A 25,949-nucleotide genomic window follows, 5' to 3' on the forward strand; every position below is an offset into this window, starting at 1 on the left:
ATAGTAGAGGGCTGAGAGCTAACATAAAACGTCATTTCGCTACGTTTTTTTTGCGCAGTAATCACCGTTAATCGAATAACGCTGACGAATCACGATCGTTAGAAGAAACATTCACTACGATATTATCCCGGCCAAGATTTTTAGCTTCATAACTGGCTACATCAGCACGCACAAGTACGTCAGCCACATTGGTATCGCTTTCATTAAACGTCGTGACGCCAATACTCATTGTCACTCTGTGCTCCTTACTTTCATGAATAACAGAAACAGCGCTAACTGCGCGGCGCAACGTGTCTGCAATTTTTTCTGCTTGCGATAGAGTGCACCTTGAGAGCAGCACACCAAATTCATCACCGCCCTGGCGCGCCACATGGTCGCTACGACGAACTTTCAAGACCACCACTTGGGCGACTCGTCGTAACATTTCATCGCCCAGAGCATGGCCACCTTGATCATTAATAGGCTTAAAGTGGTCTAAATCAAACAGTAGCAATGCCGAAGAGGTATTGGTTTTTTTAAATTCAACAAACGCCTCTTCGAGACGTCGTTCAAAGCCTCGCCGGTTCAATAGGCCGGTCAGTGGATCGTGCTCGGCTTCCCAGCGCTGAATAGCTTCTCTTTCGCGACGCTCAGTGATGTTCTTCACAACACCGACCCAACCTAGCGCCTGCCCACCCCGCTTGAGCACAACCGCTCGCGCATGAAAATCCAGCCAATACGTTTCGCTATCACTGCGCATAAAGCGCAATTGCCTAACGAAATCACTGCCATTCTTCAAGCTATGCCGCCACATGTCTTTAGCGCCAGCACGATCCTCATGATGGATATGCTGCAGCAACTCCTCTACTTGGAAGGCGCTATCAATTCCGAGCATTTCCAGCAACGTCGGGTTCATGTAGGTGATAGCACCACCATAATTGGTAATAAACATTCCTTGAGGCGTAGCATTGAGCACAGAATCTAAAAAGGCTTGACGCTCTTGTAAATGTTCGACGAGTAGTTGACGCTCGCTTTCGACCCTATTAAAGGTGGTAGCAACCTTCTGCAGCTCTTCCATGGTCGTAGCTAAAGCAACCTGCTCCCGCTGGCCTACCCCCACCTCACCAATTTGGATCTCTAAATGCTTCAACGGCGTTAAAACGCGCGCAAGCACCCACCACATTAACGGCATCATTAAGATGGCAAGCGTCAACCACGTCCACCACAGCCGATAAATAAATTCTGATAGCGGAAGCTGGGCCTGATCGATAGGCAGATAGAGCCCCACTACCCAACTGGCCGGCCATACCTGGGCGTATGATTGCAGCGCCATTTGACCATCTCGCAGCATTCCAATGCTATCGCCTTCCCATCCATCCAGTGCCAAGTCCAACCAAGGGTTAAATGTCGCACTGGGTACAAAAGAATTAATCAGCGATTTATTTGGGTGATATAAAACTTTGCCCGAAGCCGTAGCGACAGCCGCATAGCCTTTCTCGCCTAACCGAACCTTTGACAACCGGTCAAACAAGCCACCAGAGCTGAGGCTCACAATGCCGCCAATCAAACCGATGAATTCACCCTCTTCGTTGAGGCGAGGAACGCTCACCAGCACCATTTGCACGCCACTCACAGCCCCCACAAAGGGTTCGCTGACGTAAGGCTGACGGGTACCACGCAGCATACCAAAGTGCTCACGGCCCGAGGTTTCAAGTCCAACACGCCCGCCAATGGCAGGCCAATCAGCCACCACCCGCCCAGTAGCATTTACCACTATTACACCCTCAAACCATGCGATTAAAGCATCATTCACTCGCAGCTGTTCGCTTAACCATTGCGTATCGTCATTATTACCAATAATGGTGTCTAAACGGTTAAGCGCTTGAAAGCGCGTCTCTATTTGTTGGGTAACTTCATCGGCTAATAATGTTGCTTCGTAGCGCAGATGAACCATATTGGTCTCCTGCACCATAACTTTGCCTGCTTGCCAAGCCATGCCAAGCACTAACGTCACGACTAACAGCCAGGTAAAAGCCAGGCCCAGCAGGAGCCGACCTTTTAAAGAATGAAAGCGAGGAAATCGCTTTAATGTTAAACGTTGCGCTAATGGCACCGGACTACCTTGCTATAGATCACATTCATTCGCTGCAACTAAAGCCTCAGTATTATTAATTATATTCACATCATGAGGTTATCAAAAAAGAGCATTGCGCGCGCGTTAAAACCTGCAAGCTACACGGACATTTACTACTATTAAATAATCGCGTTCAGCATCGCATTGCAGGTTTTTGTCAGCAGCATTCACAATCAGCAGTGCTGAATTGATACCTACCGTTATTTCACGTATGTTCGCCCGCCTACTCTTTTGTCACCTCACCGCGGCCTTATTTATGGCGAAACGAACAGCAGGCTACACGTCATCAGGTATCCGTAAGGTTAGCGCCCTGCCTGCACTGCTGACCGAATTTGATCGTTTTGAACGTATCCATCCCGTGAAACGCAAACCTGACGCGGTGGTCGGCTGGGGATTAAAGCCCACCAGCGTGCGTGCTCGGGGGTATGCCCAACGCCACCAATTGCCCTATATCGCCCTAGAGGATGGCTTCCTGCGTTCGCTAGGCCTGGGTGTTAATGGCTTTCAGCCGCATAGTCTCGTCGTCGACCATACCGGCATTTATTACGATGCCTCGCGCCCCTCTGACTTAGAAAACTGGCTCAACACCGATACCTTTGATGATGAAGAGCTAGACCAAGCAACGCGCTGTATGGCGTTGATTGCCCGCTATCGGCTATCCAAATATAACCACGCCGCGGACCACCCTCTTCAGGCATCACACCAGGCACGTGTATTAGTTGTTGATCAAACCGCTGGCGATGCGTCCATTCATTATGGCGGCGCAAGTGCTGAAAGCTTTGAGCAGATGCTTGAAGCGGCCTTAAGCGAGCATCCCGATGCTGACATTTTGGTTAAAATTCATCCGGACGTCATCGCGGGTAAAAAACAAGGCCACCTGCTAAAAGCCGCTGAGCATCCTCGTTGTCATGTTATCAGTGAAGACCTCAATCCTTGGGCGCTTTTTGATCACGTGGATCACGTCTATGTGGTGACCAGCCAACTCGGCTTTGAAGCCCTGCTAGCGGGCAAGCAGGTCAACTGTTTCGGCATACCATTTTACGCAGGCTGGGGATTAACACAGGATCAAATTCCCTGCCATCGACGCCGCCAAGCGCGTACGCTCACAGAAGTGTTTGCCGCAGCCTATTTGCGCTACTGCCGCTACGCTAACCCTTACACCCAGCAGCCCACCACGCTGGAAGAAACTATCGCTCTGATCACCGATCAAAAGCGCCAGCAGGAACGCTACCGAGGCACATGGTTAGCCTGTGGCTTTTCATCTTGGAAGCGTCGCTTTATTGGCAATTTTCTAGGCGCCGCCGCTCAGATCGAATATCAGCCAAAGCTACCTTGTGCACTAAATGCTGAGCCTGGTTCAAAGCGGCTACTGGTCTGGTCAAGCCGCATTGATGCGAATTTTAAACGCCAATATGCCCAGCACATGGAAACATTATGGCGGATGGAAGATGGCTTTATTCGCTCGGTGGGCCTGGGGGTCGACTTAACTCAGCCGCTGTCACTCGTCATTGATTCCCAGGGCATTTACTACGACCCCGGCCAGCCCAGTGACTTAGAGACACTGCTCAACAGCACCACGTTTAGCGATGACCTGCTGCTTCGCGCCCAGCAGCTGCGTGAGCGGCTCGTGGCGCTCAAGCTCTCTAAATACAACGTGCGTGGCCAAACAGACATTGATCTACCTCAGGATCGTTATACGATCCTGGTACCCGGCCAGGTGGAAAGTGACGCCTCTATTGCTACAGGCTCGCCCCATATCACCACCAATAGCGGGTTATTAAGTGCCGTGCGTAGCGCCCATCCAGATGCCTTTATCATTTATAAAGCTCACCCTGACGTATTGAGCGGAGCGCGCATCGGTAAACTCGATACCAATGCCAAACGCCTGTATGATCTAGAGGCCAGTGATATCGATATCGCGGCGTTATTAGAGCGTGTTGACGCCGTTCACACGATGAGTTCCTTAACAGGGTTTGAAGCACTGCTGCGCAAGCGTGAAGTGTGCACGTATGGCTTGCCATTTTATGCTGGCTGGGGGTTAACACAGGATTCGCTTAGCTGCCCACGCCGCACGCGATCACTCTCGTTAAACGCGCTGGTTGCAGGCACGCTGATTTTGTATCCCGGCTATGTGGACCCAGCGTCCGGGCAGCTATGCAATGCTGAAACGGTCATTAGCCTGTTGGAACAGGCAAGAGCACAACATTCTACCCTTACATGGAAACAGCATCTTTACCGCTGTTATCGTAACTTGTTGATTAAAAGGCATTGAGTTGAAGCATCCGAAGCGTGCATTCTTATTTTTGCAGGGCGTTTGCTCACCGTTTTATCCTCGCTTAGCCAAGCGCTTGGTGAATGACGGGCATCGCGTTGTAAAGGTCAACTTCAATGCGGGCGATATCGCCTACTGGCAGCGCACCCATGGAGAAAACCACCTCTTTCGCGGCGCTGAAGACGAGCTACCCGGTTACATCAAAGCACTTTGGCAAAAATATGCCATTACTGATCAAGTGATGTTTGGTGATCGTCGGCCTATTCACCGCCCCGCGGTCGATAATGCGGAGGCAGCTGGCGTACGCACTCATGTCTTTGAGGAAGGCTACTTTCGCCCCTTTTGGATTACCTTAGAGCGTGACGGCGTTAATGGTCATTCGCTGCTGCCCCGTGATCCACGCTGGTTTTACGAGACAGGCAAAGCGTTGCCCGAGCTGCCCGCCCCGGTACGCTTTCGATCCTCCTTTAAGATTCGCGCGATGCATGACGTTAGCTATCATTTGGCTGGCCTGGCGAACCCGCTAGTCGCGCCCCGCTACCGCAATCACGCGCCGATTAACGCCCCCGTTGAGTATGCAGGCTACGTTAAGCGCTTCACCCAGCTAAAATTCTGGAAAAAACGCGACGCCCAGCGTATCAAACAACTGATTGAGAGCGGCCGCCCCTACTTTATGCTGCCACTGCAATTAAACAGCGATGCCCAGATCCGCCACCACTCTCCCTACGCCGATATGCAGGAAGTGATGGAGCATGTCATGGGCTCATTTGCGAAGTACGCACCCAGCGATGCGATGCTGTGCATTAAGAATCACCCACTGGATATGGGCCTTGCCAACTACCCTAAAATCATCAGCCGGCTCGCTGATCATTACGGCTTGCAAGGGCGCATTGTGTACCTGGAATCTGGCGACCTTAACGCGCTGCTCAAGCACGCCAAAGGCAACGTAACCGTTAATAGTACGGTGGGTATCGTTTCGCTTGAAAAACATTGCCCAACGTTCGCACTAAGCGACCCCATCTACAATCTCGCGGGGCTCACCGACCAAGGCATCCTTGAAGATTTCTGGCAGCAGCCACAGCCGCCTAGCGCAGAGCTGTTTGGCTATTTTCAGAAAACGGTGATGCATGCGGTTCAAATCAATGGCGGCTATTACTGCCAGCCTAGCATCGATTTAGCCGTCGACAACGCCGCGCGGGTGCTCGAAGCCTGCCCGTCGCCGCTGGAGGAACTGCTATGACCACCCTTCAGAAAACGGCTGCAAACCACCACCGGTGCGTCCTGATCACCGGCGCGACCGGTGCCATTGGCGGCGCCCTGGCGCGTGCCTACGCAGCTCCGAATACGCAGCTAATTCTGCACGGGCGACAGCAGGATAAACTAGAGGCCCTGGCCGAGATTTGCCGCCATCAGGGTGCAAAGGTCACGCTTTCGACCATCAATCTAACCGATGATCATGCTCTAAAGGCGTGGCTGGACGAACTATGCGCCAAGCAAGTTCCGGATATCGTCATCGCTAATGCGGGCAAAAACACCCACCCCCAAGGAGCCGAAATGTTAGAGCCCTGGGGAGAAGTACAAGCGCTGCTAGACCTTAACCTCAAGACGCCTATCGCGATGGCACAGCATTTAGTACCGGCTATGCAAAGCCGCGGCAGCGGCCAGCTGGTCTTTATTAGCTCGCTTGCCGCATGGCACGGCTTGCCCACTACGCCGAGCTACAGCGCTAGCAAAGCAGGCATAAAAGCCTACGGCGAAGGCCTTCGCGGGCGGCTTGCCCCTCACGGCATTGGCGTGACAGTGGTGATGCCCGGCTATGTTACCTCCCCCATGTGTGACGCCATGCCTGGGCCCAAACCTTGGGAGTGGCCACCCGAGCGCGCCGCTAAGGTGATTAAGCACGGCATAACGGCTAATCGCTCGCGCATCAGCTTTCCATTCCCGCTCAACTTTGGCACCTGGTGGCTTGCCGTACTGCCCGCTGGCATTTCTCAGTGGCTAATTCAACGTCTGGGCTTTAATGATCACGGGGAGACACCTCATGATTAGTGCACTTATGTGGCCACTCCTTGTGGGCCTGATAATTTGCAGCGCCTTTGAAGCCTTGCTTAACCCGCGAACGCGCCCATTTTGGCAGCGCAGCATAGCGGTTAATGTCACCCATATCGGCTCTTGGCTGCTGCTCTTTGGGCTGCTGGCATTGCTCCTACAGCGCCCCTGGTTTGCGGTAGTGGTGGTGCTTTCGCTGCAGTTGGTTGTTATTCAGTCGAGCAATAGCAAATCACGCACGCTCAACGAGCCGTTTATCTGCCACGATTTTGAATACTTTTGGGACGCCATGTTGCACCCACGCTTATACGTCCCTTTCTTTGGCGTTGGGCTAGCGATTGCCGCCAGCAGCGCAGGGGCTGTGGCTATTGGCGCTTTTTTCTATTGGGAAACGTCGCTTGTCACAAGCGAAGGCGCGAGCCGCTTTTTAATCGGTGCGTTTGAGATCATTGCGATAGGCGTGCTGCTCCTGTCATTTAGCCTGCCCAAGCAGCCTGCCATCACGTTGCAACCCGTACACGACATGCACCAGCTAGGACTATTTGCTAGCCTCTGGGCCTACGGCGTGGCGCTTATGCGCGCCCCCGTGCCTAAGCCTGAGCAATCGCCCTTTCATGCATTAACAGAGGTAGCGAAAGCGCATCCAACTGAGCAATCACTACCCAATGTGGTATTAATTCAGAGCGAGTCATTCTTTGACCCACGTTCGTGGTGTGACGGCGTTGACAGCGGTCTTCTGCATCATTTTGATACCACCCGCGCAAACGCTACGCTTCACGGCCCGCTAAACGTGCCTGCCTGGGGCGCCAATACTGTTCGCACTGAATGCGCTGTGCTAACGGGCATCGCACCTGAGGAATGGGGCGCGCGCCAATTCAATCCTTACCGTACGTTATCACGCCACACGCTTCCCAGCTTGGCAAGTTCTTTTAAAGCAGCAGGTTACCGTACGGTCTGCGTGCATCCCTACCTGGCAAGTTTCTATTTTCGCCACAAAGTGATACCGCAAATGGGCTTTGACCAGTTCATTGATATCAGTGCATTTGAGAGCAATGACAAAGCAGGTCAATATATCAGTGACCAAGCGGTGGCACGAAAGATTGGACGCCTGCTTGAAGATGACGATAATAGGCCGCTATTTGTTTTTGTGATCACCATGGAGAATCACGGCCCGCTGCATCTAGAAACGCCCAGTCAAGACACGCTAGCCTCGACCATGCCCGGCGCGCCTTGGCCATTACCGGATCATTTACGCGATCTTGCTGTCTATTTGCACCATCTTGGTGAATCGGACAAGATGCTAGCGAGCGTTAAGAATGCATTAAGTACAGCAAATAGGCAGGGGCTGCTAGGCTGGTATGGTGACCATGTGCCCATTCTACCGGAGGCCTATGAATATTTTACGCCGCCGGATAGCCGCACCCCCTACATGATATGGTCAACGCAGGGCCCGGAAGCACAGCACTTGTTAGCAGCAGGCGAACGGTTGGCAAGCGCCAACGAACCTTACGAATTAGCCGCAAACGAACTTGGCGTCCAGTTATTCAAACAAGTGTTTGGACACGATATAAGTAGCGTTATGATCAAGGCAGAACCAGAACCTCAGGAGCAAGAATGACTAAACGCGTTGCCATTATCGGCGCCGCCCATCGTTTCCCCGGCACCACCCCTGAAACGTTCTGGCAGGACCTGCAAGCCGAAAAAGATTTAGTCACTGAAGTGGCAGCCGACCGCTGGAGCCATGAAGCTTTCCAGCACCCTGACAAACGCCACCCCGGCACCAGCGTGACGTTTGCCGCCGGTAGCTTGGGTGATATCAGCGGGTTTGACGCTGAGTTTTTTGGCATTTCGCCTCGCGAAGCGGCCAATATGGATCCTCAGCAGCGCATGCTGTTAGAGCTCGCCTGGGAGGCCATGGAAGATGCCAGCATTACACCCAGCTCCCTGCGCGGTAGCCAGTGCGGGGTATTTTTAGGCGTCGCAAGCTTAGACTATTCCTATCGCATCGCAGACGATATGGCGGCGATTGATGCCTCAACCGCCACTGGCAATACGTCGAGCATTGCATCGAACCGTCTATCATATGTGTTCGATTTACATGGTCCCAGCATGTCGCTGGATACCGCCTGCTCGTCTTCCATGGTGGCCTTTCACCAGGCCTGCCAATCGATTCGCAGTGGTGAAACTAATATGGCGCTGGCAGGTGGCATTAGCCTGCACCTGCACCCTTACGGTTTTATTATTTTCTCCAAAGCCAGCATGCTCTCGCCGACGGGCCGCTGTCAGGTATTCGATGACTCCGGAAATGGCTATGTGCGCTCGGAAGGCGCCGGCATTTTCCTGCTCAAAGAGTATGATCAAGCGGTTGCCGATGGCGACAATATTATGGCCGTTGTGGCAGGTTCTGCGGTTAACACCGACGGTCACAAATCCGGCCTGACCGTCCCTAACCCCAGCGCCCAGATTGACTTGATGAAGCGCGCCTATCAGCAGGCGGGCATAGCACCCGATGAGATCGACTACTTAGAAGCTCATGGCACAGGCACCGCGGTGGGCGATCCTATTGAAGCTCGCGCCATTGGCGAGGCGCTCGGTCAGTACCGTAAAACACCGCTACTGATTGGCTCGGTTAAAAGCAACCTTGGCCACTTGGAAACCGCCTCTGGCGTTGCTGGGTTAGCAAAAGCGCTTTATAGCATTCAGCACCGTGAAGTACCGGCCACCATTGGGATTCGCAAACTCAATTCGCGCATCAAATTTGATGAGTGGAATCTGTCGGTGGTCACCAAGGGCCAAGCGCTAAAAAAACAGGGCCGTCTGGTTATTGGCATTAACTCTTTCGGTTTTGGCGGGGCCAATGCCCACGTTATTTTAGAAAGCCCGCCTGAGCGAACTCAGCAAACGCCGCAAACACCCGGCGCACGGCTACCCATTCGCCTTAGCGCACGCAGCGAAGCCGCCCTCACACAAAGCGCCGATGCACTGGCCAGCTATTTGCGCGAAAACGGCACTACGCCGCTGTACGATATCGCCCATACCCTGTTTAACCGCCGCGACCAGCATAGCCATGGCGCCCTGTTTTTTGCTCAGACGTCAGAAGAAGCGGCTATCGCGCTGAGTAAATTTGCAGCGGGTGAAACCACAAGCACCACCCTACTTACGCGCTTATCCAACGCGGCGGGGCCAGTTTTTGTTTACGACGGCAACGGCTGCCAGTGGGAAACCATGGGGCGCGACCTGCTACAGGATTCACAGGTCTTCGCTGAGGCGATCGACCGTGTTGATGCATTATTCCAGCAGTACGGTGATTTCTCTTTACGCGCAGAGCTTGAAGGTCGCAATACTGAAAACCCGCTGGTCGAAGCCCAGGCGGAGCAAGACCGTTTTGCGCTGACTGAGATAGCCCAGCCCGCCCTATTTGCGCTGCAGGTAGCGCTCACAGAGTGGCTTCGCCATCAAGGCATTACGCCCACCGCGGTTTTCGGCCATAGCGTCGGTGAAGTTGCCGCCGCCTGGGCCAGCGGTGCGCTAAGCCTGGAAGATGCGGTCAAAGTCATTTACTTCCGTAGCGACTATCAGGGTAAAACCCGCGGCCAAGGCGTCATGACCGCCGTCGCTATCAGCGCCGACGACATTGCTGAGTGGCTGGCAAATCCAGCGTACGATAACGTTTGCTTGGCCGGCATTAATAGCCCGAAAGGCATTACGTTGGCAGGCGACAGCGCACAGCTAGGTGCATTGGAAGCGGCCCTGAGCGACAAGAGCATCTTCGCTAAGCGTTTGCCACTGGATTACGCCTTCCATAGCCCGGCGATGGATAGCATTGAGGCTGGCGTCATTCATGCACTGGCCGACATAGCCCCGCAGGCCACGCAAATTCCCTACTATTCCACCGTGACCGGCACACTAATTGATGGTCGTGATCTAGATGCCATCTACTGGTGGAAAAATATCCGTGAACCGGTGCTGTTTGACGATGCTGCCAGCGCATTGATTCAGCAGGGCCATAACGTGTTTATCGAGATCGGCGCACATCCTATCTTGCGGCGTTATCTCAACGACTCTCTGCGCCAGTTAGAATGCCCGGGCCTCGTTTTTGGCACCATTGAGCGCCATAAGTCAGGGCTTGACGGATTACAGCGCTGCTTAAGCCAGCTGCTGCTAAGCGGCCTTGCTCTAGACAGCAACTTTTTCCCCGTTGAGGGTAAGCGCGTACCGTTACCGCGCTATGCCTGGCAACGTGAGCATCACTGGGTGCAAAGCACCAGCGACAGCCAAGGCCTGCTCGGCCGTTATTATCAGCACCCACTGCTGGGCTACTCGCTGTCTCAGCATGAACACACGTGGGAAAGCCAGCTCGACACCCAGCGCCAGCCCTGGCTTGCAGACCACGTCGTTGGCGAAGGGGCAGTCTTCCCCGGCGCCGGGTTTGTCGAGCTCATGCTCGCGGCAGCGCTGCAGCTAAAAGATACTCCGCTGCTGGATATAGAAGAGCTAGAAATTCGCGCCCCGCTGCTGCTAGATGGCACTCATGGTCGCACCATGCGCCTTGCCTATCTGCCCGAAGACGGTCGCCTAGAAATTCACTCGCGCGAACCAGCTACCAGCAGTGAATGGCAGTTGAATGCCGTGGCACGCACAATGCGTGAGAGCCGTGGCTTCCTGCTTAATCGCAAAGCACCTGCGCTCCCCAGTCGCGCGCCGGACTACACGCTAAACGATCATCTGCAAATGGCCGAGCGCATTGGCCTTCACTACGGCCCTTCTTTTCAAGCCATTTCACGCGGATGGATTGAAGGCGATGCGGTCATCGGCGAAATTGCCCTGTCGGAGGCGGTTCAAGCGCAGCTCACCACGCTGCACGTACACCCCGGTATTCTGGACAGCGCCTTTCAAATGTTTATACCGCTGCTCGCGCAGCACAGCGAGTTTGCCGCACAGCTGGCCTTTGTGCCGGTACGCGTTGGGCGCATTCAGGTAAATACCCAGGCAGGCGCGCCCGTATTAGCCCGTGCGGTGATGGGCAAGCGTGCACCGCACTCGTTTACCGCTGATTTTGAGCTGTATGACGCGGCCGGGAACGCTGTTGCCGTACTGAGCAAAACTCGCTTTAAAGCAATTCGCCTCAACCGCGCCCATCATCAGCACTTTAGCTATCTTGATATTGAGCTTACGCCAGCGCCACTTCAGGCCAAACCGCTGACATTACCAGCCGAAGCACTGGCGCAACTGGCCAATATCGTCAGTATTTACACTGAACGAACCGGCCAGCGCTATGGCAATGAAGTAGCGCCGTTGCTTGATAGCCTGAGCGATGCGTTTGCCCAGCAAAGCTTGGCTCAAGAAACAGGTCAAGAAACGTCGCAAGAAGCAGATCAAGCACAGCATTCGCCAGACGTTATCTGGCAACTGCTGGTGCAAGACTACCCGGACTACTTTGCCCCGATTCACCTCGTAGGCCGTTTAGGACTACATCAAAATGCACTGCGCAGCGGCACTAGCGACTTAGACTCTTTAGGCATTAGCCATGACCACTTAGCGCGCTTAAATCGTGTTCTAGTGGGTGAAAGCGGTTGGCAAGCCATCGCGGGCGAGCTAGGGCTGCTGGTAGATACACTGTTAGCGTCCCTACCCGCCGGGCAGCGTCTGCAGCTTCTGGAAGCCGGCCCTAGTGCGCCCGCGCTGGGCGAGCGTTTACTGGAACGCAGCAGGCATGCGGCCAATAGCGACCTCAGCCATTATCGTGTGATTACCACCCACGACACCGCCCGTCATCAGGCAGAGCAGCTGCAAGAACGCTTCCCGCTGATGGACGTACAGCACCTGAGTCAAGAAGGTTTTTCCTCGCTTACTGAGCCCGCTTGCGCTGAAAAAGCACAGCTGGCATTCGTCAGCGTCAATGTCACTCAGCCCGCAGCCACGCGCCAGTTAATTGAAGCGCTACCCACGCAGCTCGCCCCTGGCGCTCAATTAATGCTTATTGGCATTGTTCCCAGCCGCTGGCTTGATGATCTGCTGGCCACACCGGATATTGATCAAACCGCGCTGGAACAAGATACGTTGATCGGCTGGCTAAACGATCAAGGCTTTGTCGTTTCTGCGCCTATGGCACTAGAAGAAAGCGGCAGCGGTGCTTATCTTCTGCATGCGCATTATCCCGAAAAATCAGTTGAAACAATTTCCAGTGCACTCTCACGTCGCCACTTAGTGGTCGCTGATTCAGCTAGCGAAACAGTAGCTGCAAGCTTGGTTGAAACACTACAGCAACTGGGCGCGTCTGCCCTGCTCAGCATCAGCCAAAAAGTGCCTGCTGCGCTATTGGCCGATGCGCTGTCCGAACCAATGTTAGCGAATCATAGTGACCTAACGCTTAATGTGATCGACTTACGTGGGCTAGGCGCTAGCAGCACAGCCGAGCAAACTGCACGCTGCGAGCACGCCTTGCAGTGGACGCTGGCATTAGAGCAGCAGTCGCTCGCGGCCTCGCTATGGCTGGTCACCCGAGGCCTTAGCTCGCTTTGGCAAAGCGCTAGCCACACACCAGATGATCACGATGCGCCCGGTGATGCTGTGCTATGGGGCTTTGGCCGCTCGCTTGCCAATGAAGCCGTAGGGCACAGCGTTTATCTGCTGGATATACCGGCGGCCATTAGCGTGCCGGCTCTTGATACATGGGCGAAGCTACTCAGCCAGCCCGATAGCGAAAACGAGGCGCTGATCGACAGCCAAGGCCACCGCTTTGCCACACGGCTACGTACGCTACCTGCGCCGCAGCCTGAAACGGCAACCTCAAGCGAGCAGCCCCGCCAGGCGATGACGCTGGGCTTTGCTATGCCCGGCCAGCTACGCCAGCTAGCATGGCGCCCGCGCCCTCTGCCGGCAGCCAGTGCTGACGAAGTGGAAATTCGCGTTAAAGCCACTGGGCTGAACTTTCGCGATGTCATGTATACCCTGGGCCTGCTTTCTGATGAAGCGATTGAAAACGGCTTTGCCGGGCCAACGCTAGGCCTTGAGTTTTCGGGCGTGGTTGAAGCCGTGGGCAGCAACGTGACGCACGTGACACCGGGGCAAGCCGTAGTGGGCTTCGGCCCGGCCAGTTTCAGTGACTGCGTCATCGCTAGCCAGCATGCCGTTGCGCCATTACCGGAAGGCATTAGCTTTGCCGCCGCGGCCACCATTCCCACCACTTTCTTCACGGTCTATTACGCGCTCAAGCATTTGGCCCGGGTAGAGCCAGGCGAAAAAGTGCTGATTCACGGCGCAGCAGGCGGTGTGGGCATCGCGGCTATACAAATCGCTCAGTGGCTGGGAGCGGAAATTTACGCCACGGTCGGCTCTGACGAAAAACGTGATTTTCTGCGTCTGATGGGCATCGAGCGGCTTTACGATTCACGCTCGCTCACCTTCGCAGAAGAGATTCTCGAAGATACCCAGGGCGAAGGTGTTGACGTAGTGCTTAACTCGCTAGCCGGGGAAGCAATCAATCAGAACCTACGCGCGCTGCGCCCGTTTGGTCGCTTTTTAGAACTAGGTAAGCGCGACTTCTATGAAAATACTCACATTGGCCTGCGCCCTTTCCGCAACAACCTGAGCTACTTCGGCATCGATTCGGACCAGCTCATGAAGGTACAGCCTGCGCTCACCCAGCGCCTGTTTGGCGAAATGATGGCACTGTTCAATGACGGCACGCTGAGCCCTCTGCCGTTTACCTCGTTCAGCCACAGCCAAGTGATCGATGCCTTCCGCTATATGCAGCAGGCGCGTCAGATTGGCAAAGTGGTGGTGACTTACGAACAGTCCATTGCACCGCCCAAGCACGACTTATTAGGCACGGCGACAATGGGGCTCCCTGAACAGGCCAGCTACTTAGTGACGGGCGGACTCGGCGGCTTTGGCTTAAAAACGGCTCAGTGGCTGGTAGCAAAAGGCGCGCGGCAGCTGATTCTGCTTAGCCGCAGCGGCCCCGCCACAGAAGAGGCTCAAGCAGCTATCGCGGCGTTTGAGCAGCAAGGCATTAAGGTACTCGCCTTGGCCTGCGACATTACCGACCGCTCCGCACTGGCAGCGGTACTTGAGCGGGCGAAAAGCGAGCTCGCGCCTCTGCGTGGCATTGTTCACGCCGCCACGGTGATTGACGATGGATTGATTCGCAACTTAGATGCCGAACGGATCCAGAAGGTATTGGCACCCAAAATCGACGGCGCCCGTCATTTAGATGCGCTGACTCACGAGGCGGCGCTGGACTTCTTCATTCTCTATTCTTCTGCCACTACGCTGTTCGGCAACCCGGGCCAAGCCAACTACGTGGCTGCTAACCACTGGCTAGAAGGCTTTGCCGCTAACCGCCGTGCGGCTGGATTGCCAGCAACCTGTGTCCGCTGGGGCGCGATTGACGATGTCGGCTTTTTGGCCCGCAACACCCGCACTCGGGACGCGCTGCAAGAACGTCTAGGCGGTTCGGCGCTGCATTCAGATGACGCGCTTAACGTGCTCGAACAAATGCTGTTAACGCCAGGGCCAAGCCTGGGCGTGCTAGAGCTTGAGTGGGGTGCGCTTGCTCGCTTCCTGCCAACAGCTGACGCGCCTCGCTTTAACGAAATTGCCCGCGCCAGCGACGACGATAGCAGCGCGGACGCAGACGATGACATCAGTGCCCTGCTGGCCGACCTTTCCCCTGAGGAGCTGCACAGCACGGTAACGGAGCTACTGCGCACCGAATTGGCCAGCATTTTGCTGATTGATGAAGAGAAGCTCGATATTCATCGCTCGGTTTACGACATGGGCTTTGACTCGCTGATGGGTGTTGAGCTAATGACGGCCATTGAGAACCGTTTGGGCGTCCAGGTGTCAGTCATGGTGCTCAGTGAAGCATCGACATTGGATAAATTGGCGGGTGTGTTGATTCAAAAAATGCACCAGCACGACGACGTTGACGACGACTCGCAGAATGCGATTGCTTCGCTGGCTGCACAGCACGGCACGGAGGGTTTCGGCAGTGAAGAATTGACCGACGAGCCTGTGCCCGCGACATCATCATCGACAACCGAGACATCATGACCGCTAAGCGCTCTGACCTGAAACAACAGCTTCTAGAACAAGCACGCAGACGTTCCACGTCGCGTGCTAGCAATGCCCCTTCATCTGAAGGAGCCGAGCAGCGCTCGGTGCCCGAGCGTTTCACACGCTTTGATGCCCAGCCTGGCTATCAGCAAATTGCCATGATGCGTCAAGCTGCAGAGCAGTTGGGCCTGATCGATCCGTTCTTTAAAGTGCATGAAGGCACCGCAGGAGCGACCAGCGTCATCAATGGACAAACCTGCATTAATTTTGCCAGCTACAACTACCTTGGTTTCTCCGGCGATCCGCGGATTAACCAGGCCGCCTGTGATGCCGTAGCACGCTATGGCACATCGGTTTCTGCCAGTCGCGTGGTTTCCGGTGAGCGGCCCATTCATCAGGAATTGGAACAGGCTATTGCTAAGGCGTATGACGTTGAAGATGCCGTTGCCTTTGTTAGCGGCCACGCGACCAATGTGTCAACGCTTGGCTACCTGCTTGGCCCGAAAGACCTGGTACTTCACGATGAATATATTCACAACAGCTCGTTAGTCGGTGCGCAGCTATCAGGCGCCAAACGCATGTCGTTTAGCCATAACGACCCTGCTGCGCTGGAAGCCCTGCTAGCCCGTCATCGGCATCAGTTTGAACGTGTTCTGGTGGTGATTGAAGGGCTTTATAGCATGGATGGCGATGTCCCTGAGCTACCCCGTTTTATCGAGCTTAAGCAGCGCTACCAGGCATGGCTAATGGTTGATGAAGCACATTCTTTTGGCGTGATGGGGGACACCGGCCTGGGGTTACGCGAATACTTTGATATCGACTCGCGGGACGTGGATATCTGGATGGGCACCATGAGTAAATCCATGGCAGGCTGCGGAGGCTATATTGCCGGCAGCAAACCGCTGGTCGAAATGCTTCGCTACCTCGCGCCAGGTTTTCTCTACAGCGTTGGGATGCCTGCCCAGGTGGCTGCGCCTTCATTGATGGCCTTGGAGCTCCTTCAGCAGGAGCCGGAACGCGTACAGCGACTTCACAGCATTTCGCGCTACTTCCTTGAACAGGCAAAAGCACGCGGGCTGGATACGGGTAAAAGCATCGGTGCGGCGGTCGTACCGGTGATTATTGGCAGCTCTGCCGCCGCCGCCCGGCTTTCCCACGGGCTACTAGCCGAGCACATCAACGTACAACCGATTTTGCACCCGGCGGTTCCTGAAAAAAGCGCACGGCTACGTTTTTTCCTTTCGTGTGATCACACTCGGTCGCAGGTTGATCAAACGCTAGATGCACTCGCCAAGCTGCTGCCTTAATAAATCAGCATGTTAAGGCTAAGGATGATCGTATGGACGTCGACGAAAGCTCTGAAAACCTGGTCTCCAAAAAACCAGTCTCCTCCTGGTATGTTATTCAGTGTAAAGGAGGCGAGTCATTTCGCGCTGCGGAGCACCTCGCTAACCAAGGTTATGAGGTGTTCCACCCGGTACTGAATGCCCAACGTAAACGTCAAGGCAAGCTAACCACTGTCGTTGAGCCCCTGTTTCCTTATTACCTGTTTATCTGTTTAGACCAGATAGTCAGCAACTGGCGACCCATTCGCTCCACCCGTGGTGTCCTTCGGTTGCTAACTTTCGGCGACAGGCCAGTGTCTGTGCCCGCATCGCTGGTCGAAACGTTACGTGCACAGCCACATCGCCAGGAAGGCATTCATAGCCACTTCTGCGCCGGAGAGAAAGTCACCATTACCGACGGCCCATTTAAAGACTTAGAAGCTATCTTCTCACGCTGCAAAGGCGAAGAGCGCGCTATCGTTTTACTCAATGTTTTGCAGCGCCCTCAGCACATCGAACTGCCTGTGGATAACTTGGTGAAATCCTAGCGTCGCCTAGCGATGAAACTGCTTTTCGCGCTCTGGCTGCCAAACGATAGCATCGATACGCAGGCGCACTTCGGTGTTATTAGGTAATGGCCACTCGATGACACTGCCGACCTTGAGGCCAATCAACGCTGCACCGATGGGGGCCATCACTGAAATTCCATCAGCCACACTGTCCAGCAAGTGTGGGTACACTAAGGTGCGAACCATGCTGCGCTCCCTAGACAAATCGGTAAAACGCACCTGGCTATTCATACTGACAACATCGTCAGGAATTTCTTGAGGATCGATAACTTCCCCACGAGACAACTCTTCTTCGAGTAGTTCCGCCACCATCAAGTCCTTGTCAGATGCATTATCAATCAGGCGCTGAAGGCGCTCGGCATCAAGACGGTTAATGGTAATAGGAGGACGCTGCCCCATGCTTACTCTCCTTAGAAAGCAACAAAATCAAAAAACTTAATTTGTTTTGAAGATGAATTAACGGTATGAAAAGCTACCAACAAAAACAGCCCTCCCCCAGAAGGGAAGGACTGTCTGCCACCAGTATAGGCGATTCACATGAGAAAGGCGATTAGGTGACGCCTTGCTCAATCATGGCATCAGCGACTTTTCGGAAGCCGGCTATATTAGCCCCTAGGACTAAATTGGTCGGCTCACCAAACTCTTCCGCCGTAATAGCGCACTGCTGATAAATATCACTCATGATTTGCTTGAGCTTTTGATCGACTTTTTCCATCGGCCAACGCTCCATGCTGCTATTCTGCGCCATTTCCAGCTGGCTCGTCGCGACACCCCCGGCATTAGCCGCCTTACCCGGGCCATAGTCAATCTTTGCTTCCAAGAAGAGGTCTACCGCCTCTGTAGTAGAGGGCATGTTGGCCCCTTCACTCACACAGCGCACGCCGTTGGCTAGCATTACCCGCGCATCGATTTCCGTTAGCTCATTTTGAGTGGCGGAAGGGAAAGCCACATCACCTTGCAGATGCCATACAGCATGACCACCCTTAGGATAATCACGCACGGAAATATAGTGCGCATCAGGCCGCTCATTGACATACGCTTCTAAAGAAACCCGCTTAACTTCTTTAAGCTCCTTCAGCAAATCAAGGTCAATACCGTCGGGGTCATGAATAGTCCCCTGAGAGTCGCTGCACGTGATTGGCTTGGCGCCTAGCTCGTAGAGTTTCTCGATGGTATAGATAGCGACATTGCCTGCCCCAGACACCAAGCAGGTTTTGCCACTTAGTGTTTCATCTCGCGCCGCCAGCATATTCTGGGCAAAGTAGACGGCGCCATAGCCCGTCGCTTCTTTGCGGCCAAGCGAGCCGCCCCAGCTAAGCCCTTTACCCGTTAGCACGCCTTCATAACGGCCTGTCAGGCGTTTGTATTGGCCAAAAAGGTAACCTATCTCACGTGTTCCCACGCCGATATCACCAGCAGGAACATCGCTATTAGGACCTATATGCCGATACAGCTCCGACATGAAAGACTGGCAAAACCGCATAATCTCATTATCGGACTTACCTTTGGGGTCAAAATCGGAGCCCCCTTTTCCCCCACCGATGGGCAAACCCGTCAGAGCGTTCTTGAAGATTTGCTCAAACCCCAAAAATTTGATGGTGCCCGAAGTAACGCTAGGGTGAAAGCGCAAGCCGCCTTTATAGGGCCCAAGCGCAGAGTTGAACTGGACGCGGTAGCCTTTATTAACCTTGACCTGACCAGCATCGTTTAACCAGCTAACGCGAAACATCACCTGGCGTTCCGGCTCAACTATTCGCTCGATAATACTGTGATCAAGATAGTGCGGAGAGCGTTCAAACAGCGGCCGCAGGCACTCAAGCACTTCTTCTGTGGCTTGATAAAATTCTGATTGGGCAGGGCTGCTTTTGGCAAGCCGAGTAAGCGTGTCGTGAACGTAAGGCATAGAGCGACATACCCTTGCAGTTTCAAAAATCAGTGGGCTGGCCAGAGCGTTGTCGTATTTAACTGCGGGCGCGTCTTCCTGCATACCCTATGCCGGTTTGGTATAACGTGTTTATGCGCAAAATTAAGACCAAAGTCTATAATATTTTGCACAAAGCTGGTGCGCAGGATAAATCAAATAAACCTTTTTTAAACGAAGAGCAGTGAAATTAAAGGCTTTCAATAATCTTCTGTTAGTATTTGGCGCTGCCTAAAAGGCAGCGCCAATGTGTGTGGCAAGAGGCCTATACGTCGTAACCTGCTTCTCGAGCGAGAACAGTATTCGCTTTCAACCAGCCCTCAATGTGACCGCAATCAAAGGTGCGGCCGGTCATGCGGAAAGCCTGCACTGAATGCCCCTCCTGCATTAAACGGTCAATCGCATCGGTCAGTTGGATCTCGTTACCGGCACCGGGTGACTGGTCACTCAATAGCTCCATCACACGGAAAGGCAACACGTAGCGCCCAATGACAGACAGGCGCGAAGGCGCTTCTTCTGGCTTAGGCTTTTCAACCACGCCACGCATATCAGCACTTTCACCAGCATTCGGTTCGCTGCCGCCACAGTCCACAATGCCGTAGCGATACACTTCATTCTCCGGCACGGCTTCCACCATGATTTGCGCGGCGCTGTTCGCATCCCAACGCATCACCATGTCACCAAGATCACAGCGAGCATCACCCGCCTGTGGCTTGACCAGCACATCGGGCAGAATCACAGCGAAAGGCTCGTTCTGGCTTAATAAATGAGCTGCGCAAAACACCGCATGCCCAAGGCCTTTTGCATTAGGCTGACGCACGCTGGTGATTTTTAACTGCGGTGGCGCGATGGCTGCCAATACTTCCAGCAACGCATCTTTACCTTTGCTAGCCAGTGAGTCTTCAAGCTCGGCATGCGCATCGAAGTGATCTTCAATGGCGGACTTTCCGGATCGCGTTACCAGGATAATCTCATTAATACCCGCCGCCAGCGCCTCTTCCACCACATGCTGAATCAAGGGGCGGTCGACTACCGGCACCATCTCTTTGGGAATTGCCTTACTGATCGGCAATAAACGGGTACCAAAACCTGCCACGGGAATAATCGCTTTACGCACCTGCGTCATTTATAGCCTCCTTGATTAAATTACAAGTTACTTGATTCGTGAACTAGTCGAATGCCTTGCTGATACCATTTATTGGGTTACCCAGCGATAACACGCTATTCAACCATGCGAAAAGCAAGGAGCGTCAGAAAATGCCAGCCCGTCAGCATCCTTACCTGATAGTGTTGGCAGCTTACCATCCGCTAGCGGCCAATTAATCGCTAAGTCAGCATCTTGCCAATGCACGGATACCTCATCACCCGGCGCGTAATAATCCGTACACTTGTACTGAAACTCAGCTTCATTGCTGGTGACGTAGAAGCCATGCGCAAAGCCAGGAGGAACCCACAGCATATGTTTGTTTTCTGCGCTTAGCAGCACTCCTACCCATTGGCCAAATGTAGATGAGTTTGTGCGCATATCGACTGCAACATCAAACACTTCGCCACTAATAACGCGCACCAATTTTCCCTGGGGCTTCTGATATTGGTAGTGCAAACCCCGTAATATACCCTGCACAGATTTACTATGATTGTCTTGCACAAACTGATAGTTGCCACAGTTAGTTTCAAATTCACTTTGGCGAAAGGTTTCCATAAAGAAACCGCGCTCGTCGCCGAAAACTTGCGGCGTGAGCAGAACCACATCAGAGATGGCGAGCTTCTCGTACTTCATTATTAAACCGTCAATGGTGAATAGTGAGTTATGAGTGTCGAGGGATGGTAGCCATTGACTTACTTCTCGCCCGGCACTGTGTGCTTTTTACCTTTCAAAAGGCGCTGGAGATATTGACCATACTGGGTTTTGGCAAGGGGTGCTGCAAGCAAACCTAGGTGGTCGTCGTCAATCCAGCCCTGCTGCCAAGCGATCTCTTCCAGGCATGCAATTTTAAGCCCTTGCCGATGCTCAATCGTCTGAACGTACTGGCTGGCCTCAAGAAGACTGTCATGAGTGCCTGTATCTAACCAAGCAAAGCCACGCCCTAAGCGTTCTACGCGAAGACGGCCCTGCTTTAAATAGGCATTATTAACACTGGTAATTTCTAGTTCACCGCGCTCGGAGGGCTTCACGGCCTTGGCAATTTCCACAACGTCATTATCGTAAAAGTAGAGCCCGGTAACAGCATAGGTAGATTTTGGCTTTTGAGGCTTCTCTTCAATGGATATGGCTTTACCCGTCTCATCAAATTCAACGACCCCGAAGCGTTCAGGATCTTTCACCAAATAGCCAAATACTGTCGCTCCCTTCGCATGACCACTGGCACGCCTTAACTGATCAGAGAAGTGCTGGCCGTGAAAAATATTATCGCCAAGCACTAAGCAAACAGAGCTATCACCGATAAATTCCTCACCAAGAATAAATGCTTGGGCCAATCCATCGGGGCTAGGCTGCTCAAGATACTCAATGCTCAACCCAAAATCTTCACCGCTACCCAGTAAATTTTTATACTGAGGAAGGTCTTCAGGCGTGGAAATAACCAGAATTTCTCTGATGCCAGCCAGCATCAGCACCGATATCGGGTAGTAAATCATCGGTTTGTCATAAATTGGCAGCAGCTGTTTGGAAACACCCCGTGTAATGGGATGTAGCCGTGTACCAGAGCCACCCGCAAGAATAATGCCCTTCCTATATGCAGCGTTATGATTAATGGGAGAGGTGTTCATGGGCTAATTATCCGTCAGTATTAAGGTGTGAAAGATAAAGCGGGACTGATGAAGTTGAAGTAAGTTGCTTCTGATGCTCACTATTCACTTCTCATAAAGCTCTTTCAGCGTTAGCGATAGCTGGCTTTGCCAAGTGGGCATGGTGATGCCCAGTGCAGCTTCGAGCTTACCAAGCGCCATGCGTGAATTGAGCGGGCGCTGTGCTGGTGTAGGATAAGCTGCCGTGGCTATACTCGCTACGCGCTCAGACTTAATAGCCAGCTTTTTACCTAATAAAAGAGCATGCTCAAAAATTTCGCATGCAAATCCATGCCAGCTTGTCTCGCCTTGCGGAGACAGATGGTAAATGCCGGTTGGGATGCCAATAACGGGTGGCGAGTGGTGAGTAATTAAGGCAAGACGCGTTATCTGAGCAATAAGGCGCGCAGGAGTCGGTGCACCGACTTGATCATTGACGATGCTCAGGCCCTCGCGCTCGCAACCCAGGCGCAGCATTGTTTTCATAAAATTGTTACCGCGGGCAGCGTAAACCCAGCTAGTGCGAAAAATCAAGCAGCTTGCACCACTTTGACTAACCGCTTGGTCACCTTCTAGCTTGGTTTGGCCATAAACGCTTAACGGTGCGGTAGAACTATCTTCCCGCCAAGGAATAACACCATCCCCTGGATAGACGTAGTCGGTTGAGTAATGCACTAACGGGATATCGTGTTTAGCAGCATATCCAGCAAGCTGTTTCGGTAGCTTAGCATTAAGACATTTGGCGAGCGCAGGTTCACTTTCGGCTTTATCAACCGCTGTGTAAGCAGCTGCGTTAAGAATTAGCTCGGGTCTGTGCTCGTTTAAGTAGGCATCCACTGCATGGGCATTAGTTAAATCAAGCTCATGTCGTGTCGGTGCCAGAATAGGACCGAAGAGCGAGAACTCACGCTGAAGTTCAAAGCCGACCTGGCCGCTGCCGCCGGTTATTAAGATAGCCATAGAAACCTTATTGCTAAATGTGAGAGCGTCTTGCTAAGCAAGCTTCCTGGGAAGCCGCTATGTATCTTCTCCACGAATGTACTAGCAGAGCAGCTAAGTTAATTTACCTACAGGACATGAGGTAGCCACATACAAGTGTTAAAGGCTGCCTAGTCGTTGACCTTGATAGCTGCCATCTTGGACGCGCTTCCACCAAGTTTCATTTGCTAAATACCATTGCACCGTTTTGCGCAGGCCGGTTTCGAACGTTTCATTTGGTACCCAGCCTAGCTCACGCTCAACTTTACTAGCATCAATGGCATATCGGACATCATGGCCTGGTCGGTCAGTGACGAACGTGATCAAGTCACGGTATGAGCTTTTGCGCGGCACAAGCTCTTGCAGCAGGTCACACAGTGTTTCCACTACGGTAAGATTGGCTTTCTCGTTGTGACCTCCAATGTTATAGGTTTCGCCTACCTGACCTTCGTTAGCTACTTTAATCAACGCGCGTGCATGGTCTTCAACAAAAAGCCAATCACGAATCTGCTGCCCATCACCGTATATCGGCAGTGGCTTACCGGCTAAGGCGTTAAGAATCATCAGAGGAATAAGCTTTTCTGGAAAATGAAACGGGCCGTAATTGTTCGAGCAGTTAGTGACTAACGTTGGCAGGCTGTAAGTGCGCTGCCAAGCACGTACTAAATGATCGGAGCTGGCTTTGCTAGCCGAGTAGGGCGAGCTCGGCGCGTAGGAAGTATCTTCCGTGAAGAGGTCATCGGTACCGTCTAAATCACCATACACTTCATCGGTCGAGATATGATGAAAACGGAAGGCGTTAGCTTTGACAGCATCTTGTTGTTGCAAGCCGTTCCAGTAGCTCCGCGCAGCTTCCAGTAGAACAGCGGTACCAACCACATTGGTTTGAATAAATTCTGACGGGCCATCAATAGAACGATCGACATGACTCTCTGCGGCAAGGTGCATCACCACATCAGGCTGATACTGCTCAAACAGTTGCTGCATGATATTAACATCGCAAATATCAGCCTGAACAAAAGCATAATGTCCACTGGCCTCAACGTTCGCCAGCGATTCTAAATTACCAGCATAAGTGAGCTTGTCTACGTTCACTACACGGTGATTTGTATTCTGAATAAGCTCGCGTATAACTGCAGAACCAATAAATCCAGCGCCGCCGGTAATTAAAAACATTTTACTCATCAACGGATCTCAACACACTCGACAATAACACCAGGGCACTCTCAATCAGCTCATCTAAGTGCTGCTCGCCTTTAAAGCTTTCTGCATAAACTTTGTAAAGTGACTCAGTGCCACTGGGGCGTGCGGCAAACCAGCCGCTTTCAGTCGTGACCTTAATACCGCCAATAGAAGCGCCGTTACCCGGTGCAGCGCTTAGCACAGCAGTAATAGCATCACCTGCCAGATTTTTTTCGTTCACGCTCTTTGCGCTTAACTTTTTAAACGCAGCTTTCTCTTCAGGCGAGCAAGTAGTGTCAACACGCTTGTAGAAAGGCTCGCCAAAACGCTCAGTGAGCGCACGGTAATACTCACTAGGCGTCTTGCCCGTTACCGCCATGATCTCAGCCGCTAAAAGACACAACACAATGCCGTCTTTATCGGTAGACCATGCACTTCCATCGCAAGTCAGCAAGCTGGCGCCAGCACTTTCTTCGCCACCAAAGGCCAACCAACCTTCATGCAGGCCTTCCACAAACCACTTAAAACCTACCGGCACTTCATAAAGCTCGCGCTGATGGGAAGCCACCACGCGATCAATCATGGAAGATGAGACCAGCGTTTTACCTATTTTCAAGGTGGCTGCCCACTCTGGGCGATGCATGATCAGATAATCAATACACACGGCTAAAAAGTGGTTGGGGTTCATCAGTCCACTTGCATCGACAATGCCGTGACGATCCGCATCAGGATCATTACCAAAGGCGATATCGAAGCGGTCTTTAACCTTTAATAGATTGGCCATGGCAGCGGGGCTTGAGCAATCCATACGGATCTTACCGTCGTGATCCGGCGGCATAAACGCAAAATCAGGATCAATGGTGGTATTCACCACCTCAAGATTCAATTGGTAATGCGCCGCGACCGCCTGCCATACCGGCAGCGCCGTGCCGCCCATCGGGTCAGCACCCAGCGTTAGGTTCGCCTTCTGAATCGCGCTCATATCCACCACGGTGCCAAGCTGAGTCACATAATGCGCGGTGTAATCGTACTCTTGAGCGTGGGCAATTGCCTCTTCGATAGAGACGGTGAGAACATCGTCTAACTGGCGAAGCAGATATTCATTTGCGCGTTGCTCTATCCAGCCCGTCGCATCCGTATCAGCGGGGCCGCCATGGTAGGGATTGTACTTAATGCCACCATCTTCAGGAGGATTATGTGATGGGGTAATGATCAAGCCATCGGCCAATGCGGTACTAGGCTCAATCTGACCTTGAGGACGATTATGTTGCAAAATGGCGTGGCTAACTAAGGGTGTCGCGGTGTAGCCGTGAGCTTTCTCCACAAAGACCGCCACCTTGTTAGCGGCCAGCACCTGGAGCACGCACTCCCATGCCGGGCGGGAAAGCGCATGAGTATCAAAGCCTAAAAACAGCGGCCCTTGATAGCCCTCTTCACGTCGATAGTCAACGATCGCTTGGGTGATCGCATAAATATGTGATGCATTAAACGTTCGCTCAAGTGAGCGGCCACGGTGACCGGATGTGCCAAACGAGACTAGCTCTTTAGCCACGCTAGCATCGGGCCGTTGTTCGTAAAACGCCTTTAAAATGGCTTCCATGTGTAAACTCCTTTTAACAACAAGACCCGCAAGCGATGACCACAAGTGTCAAGTCTATAATAACGAGAACCATAATAACTAAAGCCCCTGAAC

General features: G+C 53.1%; 16 protein-coding genes. 7 read left to right on the plus strand and 9 right to left on the minus strand.

Annotated features, from left to right (window positions below):
• Positions 1-67: 67 nt before the first annotated feature.
• A complete protein-coding gene (locus ACT3RP_RS00370) occupies positions 68-1,975 on the minus strand; it encodes a sensor domain-containing diguanylate cyclase (protein WP_483393347.1) in 1,908 nt (635 codons plus the stop codon).
• A gap of 394 nt (positions 1,976-2,369) precedes the next feature.
• Here ACT3RP_RS00370 and ACT3RP_RS00375 point away from each other — a divergent pair, with 394 nt between their 5' ends.
• From ACT3RP_RS00375 to rfaH, 7 genes are read left to right on the plus strand one after another with little or no spacing between them, the layout of a single operon-like run.
• On the plus strand, positions 2,370-4,385 hold the full coding sequence (locus ACT3RP_RS00375; RefSeq protein ID WP_193062398.1) for a capsule polysaccharide biogenesis protein: 2,016 nt from the start codon (positions 2,370-2,372) through the stop codon (positions 4,383-4,385).
• A gap of 1 nt (position 4,386) precedes the next feature.
• Entirely contained in the window at positions 4,387-5,625 is a 1,239-nt protein-coding gene (locus ACT3RP_RS00380; protein ID WP_193062396.1) for a capsule polysaccharide biogenesis protein, read from the plus strand.
• The gene (locus ACT3RP_RS00385) at positions 5,622-6,434 is read left to right on the plus strand and encodes an SDR family NAD(P)-dependent oxidoreductase (protein ID WP_483393021.1); all 813 of its coding nucleotides are present in this window, start codon (positions 5,622-5,624) and stop codon (positions 6,432-6,434) included. The genes ACT3RP_RS00380 and ACT3RP_RS00385 overlap by 4 nt, the downstream gene beginning before the upstream one ends.
• The gene (locus ACT3RP_RS00390) at positions 6,427-8,052 is read left to right on the plus strand and encodes an LTA synthase family protein (RefSeq protein WP_483393022.1); all 1,626 of its coding nucleotides are present in this window, start codon (positions 6,427-6,429) and stop codon (positions 8,050-8,052) included. The genes ACT3RP_RS00385 and ACT3RP_RS00390 overlap by 8 nt, the downstream gene beginning before the upstream one ends.
• The gene (locus tag ACT3RP_RS00395; RefSeq protein ID WP_483393023.1) at positions 8,049-15,491 is read left to right on the plus strand and encodes an SDR family NAD(P)-dependent oxidoreductase; all 7,443 of its coding nucleotides are present in this window, start codon (positions 8,049-8,051) and stop codon (positions 15,489-15,491) included. Before ACT3RP_RS00390 ends, ACT3RP_RS00395 begins: the two co-directional genes overlap by 4 nt.
• Positions 15,488-16,801: an aminotransferase class I/II-fold pyridoxal phosphate-dependent enzyme gene (locus ACT3RP_RS00400; RefSeq protein ID WP_444671692.1), complete on the plus strand. Its 1,314-nt coding sequence runs from the start codon at positions 15,488-15,490 to the stop codon at positions 16,799-16,801. Before ACT3RP_RS00395 ends, ACT3RP_RS00400 begins: the two co-directional genes overlap by 4 nt.
• 32 nt (positions 16,802-16,833) lie before the next feature.
• The gene (gene rfaH, locus ACT3RP_RS00405; protein WP_483393024.1) at positions 16,834-17,367 is read left to right on the plus strand and encodes a transcription/translation regulatory transformer protein RfaH; all 534 of its coding nucleotides are present in this window, start codon (positions 16,834-16,836) and stop codon (positions 17,365-17,367) included.
• Between the two features lie 6 nt (positions 17,368-17,373).
• Here rfaH and rnk read toward each other — a convergent pair whose 3' ends face one another.
• The 8 genes from rnk to pgm form a co-directional block, all read right to left on the minus strand.
• Positions 17,374-17,787 carry a nucleoside diphosphate kinase regulator gene (gene rnk, locus ACT3RP_RS00410; protein ID WP_096281131.1) on the minus strand — a complete coding sequence of 138 codons (414 nt, stop codon included), beginning with the start codon at positions 17,785-17,787 and terminating at the stop codon, positions 17,374-17,376.
• 151 nt (positions 17,788-17,938) lie between these two features.
• Positions 17,939-19,291, minus strand: a complete 1,353-nt coding sequence (gene gdhA, locus ACT3RP_RS00415) for an NADP-specific glutamate dehydrogenase (protein ID WP_483393348.1) — start codon at positions 19,289-19,291, stop codon at positions 17,939-17,941.
• A 283-nt stretch (positions 19,292-19,574) separates the two neighbouring features.
• Positions 19,575-20,435, minus strand: coding sequence for a UTP--glucose-1-phosphate uridylyltransferase (locus ACT3RP_RS00420; protein WP_096281133.1), 861 nt, complete (start codon positions 20,433-20,435; stop codon positions 19,575-19,577).
• 99 nt (positions 20,436-20,534) lie between these two features.
• Positions 20,535-21,089 carry a dTDP-4-dehydrorhamnose 3,5-epimerase gene (gene rfbC / locus ACT3RP_RS00425; RefSeq protein ID WP_192535888.1) on the minus strand — a complete coding sequence of 185 codons (555 nt, stop codon included), beginning with the start codon at positions 21,087-21,089 and terminating at the stop codon, positions 20,535-20,537.
• Between the two features lie 59 nt (positions 21,090-21,148).
• Complete coding sequence (gene rfbA / locus ACT3RP_RS00430) at positions 21,149-22,078, minus strand: glucose-1-phosphate thymidylyltransferase RfbA (RefSeq protein WP_096281137.1); 930 nt, start codon at positions 22,076-22,078, stop codon at positions 21,149-21,151.
• Positions 22,079-22,162: 84 nt separating this feature from the next.
• A complete protein-coding gene (gene rfbD, locus ACT3RP_RS00435) occupies positions 22,163-23,056 on the minus strand; it encodes a dTDP-4-dehydrorhamnose reductase (RefSeq protein WP_442346141.1) in 894 nt (297 codons plus the stop codon).
• 138 nt (positions 23,057-23,194) lie between these two features.
• A complete protein-coding gene (rfbB, locus tag ACT3RP_RS00440) occupies positions 23,195-24,259 on the minus strand; it encodes a dTDP-glucose 4,6-dehydratase (RefSeq protein ID WP_483393025.1) in 1,065 nt (354 codons plus the stop codon).
• On the minus strand, positions 24,252-25,856 hold the full coding sequence (gene pgm / locus ACT3RP_RS00445) for a phosphoglucomutase (alpha-D-glucose-1,6-bisphosphate-dependent) (protein ID WP_483393026.1): 1,605 nt from the start codon (positions 25,854-25,856) through the stop codon (positions 24,252-24,254). The genes rfbB and pgm overlap by 8 nt, the downstream gene beginning before the upstream one ends.
• Positions 25,857-25,949 lie beyond the last annotated feature (93 nt).

The organism is Halomonas sp. AOP5-B2-8 (assembly GCF_052376475.1).
GTDB classification, from domain to species: domain Bacteria; phylum Pseudomonadota; class Gammaproteobacteria; order Pseudomonadales; family Halomonadaceae; genus Vreelandella; species Vreelandella casei.

Excerpts from the sequence above, each read along its gene's own strand:
- ACT3RP_RS00370 (WP_483393347.1), bottom strand. The coding sequence starts at position 1,975 with ATGGCTTGGCAAGCAGGCAAAGTTATGGTGCAGGAGACCAATATGGTT.
- ACT3RP_RS00375 (WP_193062398.1), top strand. The coding sequence starts at position 2,370 with ATGGCGAAACGAACAGCAGGCTACACGTCATCAGGTATCCGTAAGGTT.
- ACT3RP_RS00385 (WP_483393021.1), top strand. The coding sequence starts at position 5,622 with ATGACCACCCTTCAGAAAACGGCTGCAAACCACCACCGGTGCGTCCTG.
- ACT3RP_RS00390 (WP_483393022.1), top strand. The coding sequence starts at position 6,427 with ATGATTAGTGCACTTATGTGGCCACTCCTTGTGGGCCTGATAATTTGC.
- ACT3RP_RS00395 (WP_483393023.1), top strand. The coding sequence starts at position 8,049 with ATGACTAAACGCGTTGCCATTATCGGCGCCGCCCATCGTTTCCCCGGC.
- ACT3RP_RS00400 (WP_444671692.1), top strand. The coding sequence starts at position 15,488 with ATGACCGCTAAGCGCTCTGACCTGAAACAACAGCTTCTAGAACAAGCA.
- rfaH (WP_483393024.1), top strand. The coding sequence starts at position 16,834 with ATGGACGTCGACGAAAGCTCTGAAAACCTGGTCTCCAAAAAACCAGTC.
- rnk (WP_096281131.1), bottom strand. The coding sequence starts at position 17,787 with ATGGGGCAGCGTCCTCCTATTACCATTAACCGTCTTGATGCCGAGCGC.
- gdhA (WP_483393348.1), bottom strand. The coding sequence starts at position 19,291 with ATGCCTTACGTTCACGACACGCTTACTCGGCTTGCCAAAAGCAGCCCT.
- ACT3RP_RS00420 (WP_096281133.1), bottom strand. The coding sequence starts at position 20,435 with ATGACGCAGGTGCGTAAAGCGATTATTCCCGTGGCAGGTTTTGGTACC.
- rfbC (WP_192535888.1), bottom strand. The coding sequence starts at position 21,089 with ATGAAGTACGAGAAGCTCGCCATCTCTGATGTGGTTCTGCTCACGCCG.
- rfbA (WP_096281137.1), bottom strand. The coding sequence starts at position 22,078 with ATGAACACCTCTCCCATTAATCATAACGCTGCATATAGGAAGGGCATT.
- rfbD (WP_442346141.1), bottom strand. The coding sequence starts at position 23,056 with ATGGCTATCTTAATAACCGGCGGCAGCGGCCAGGTCGGCTTTGAACTT.
- rfbB (WP_483393025.1), bottom strand. The coding sequence starts at position 24,259 with ATGAGTAAAATGTTTTTAATTACCGGCGGCGCTGGATTTATTGGTTCT.
- pgm (WP_483393026.1), bottom strand. The coding sequence starts at position 25,856 with ATGGAAGCCATTTTAAAGGCGTTTTACGAACAACGGCCCGATGCTAGC.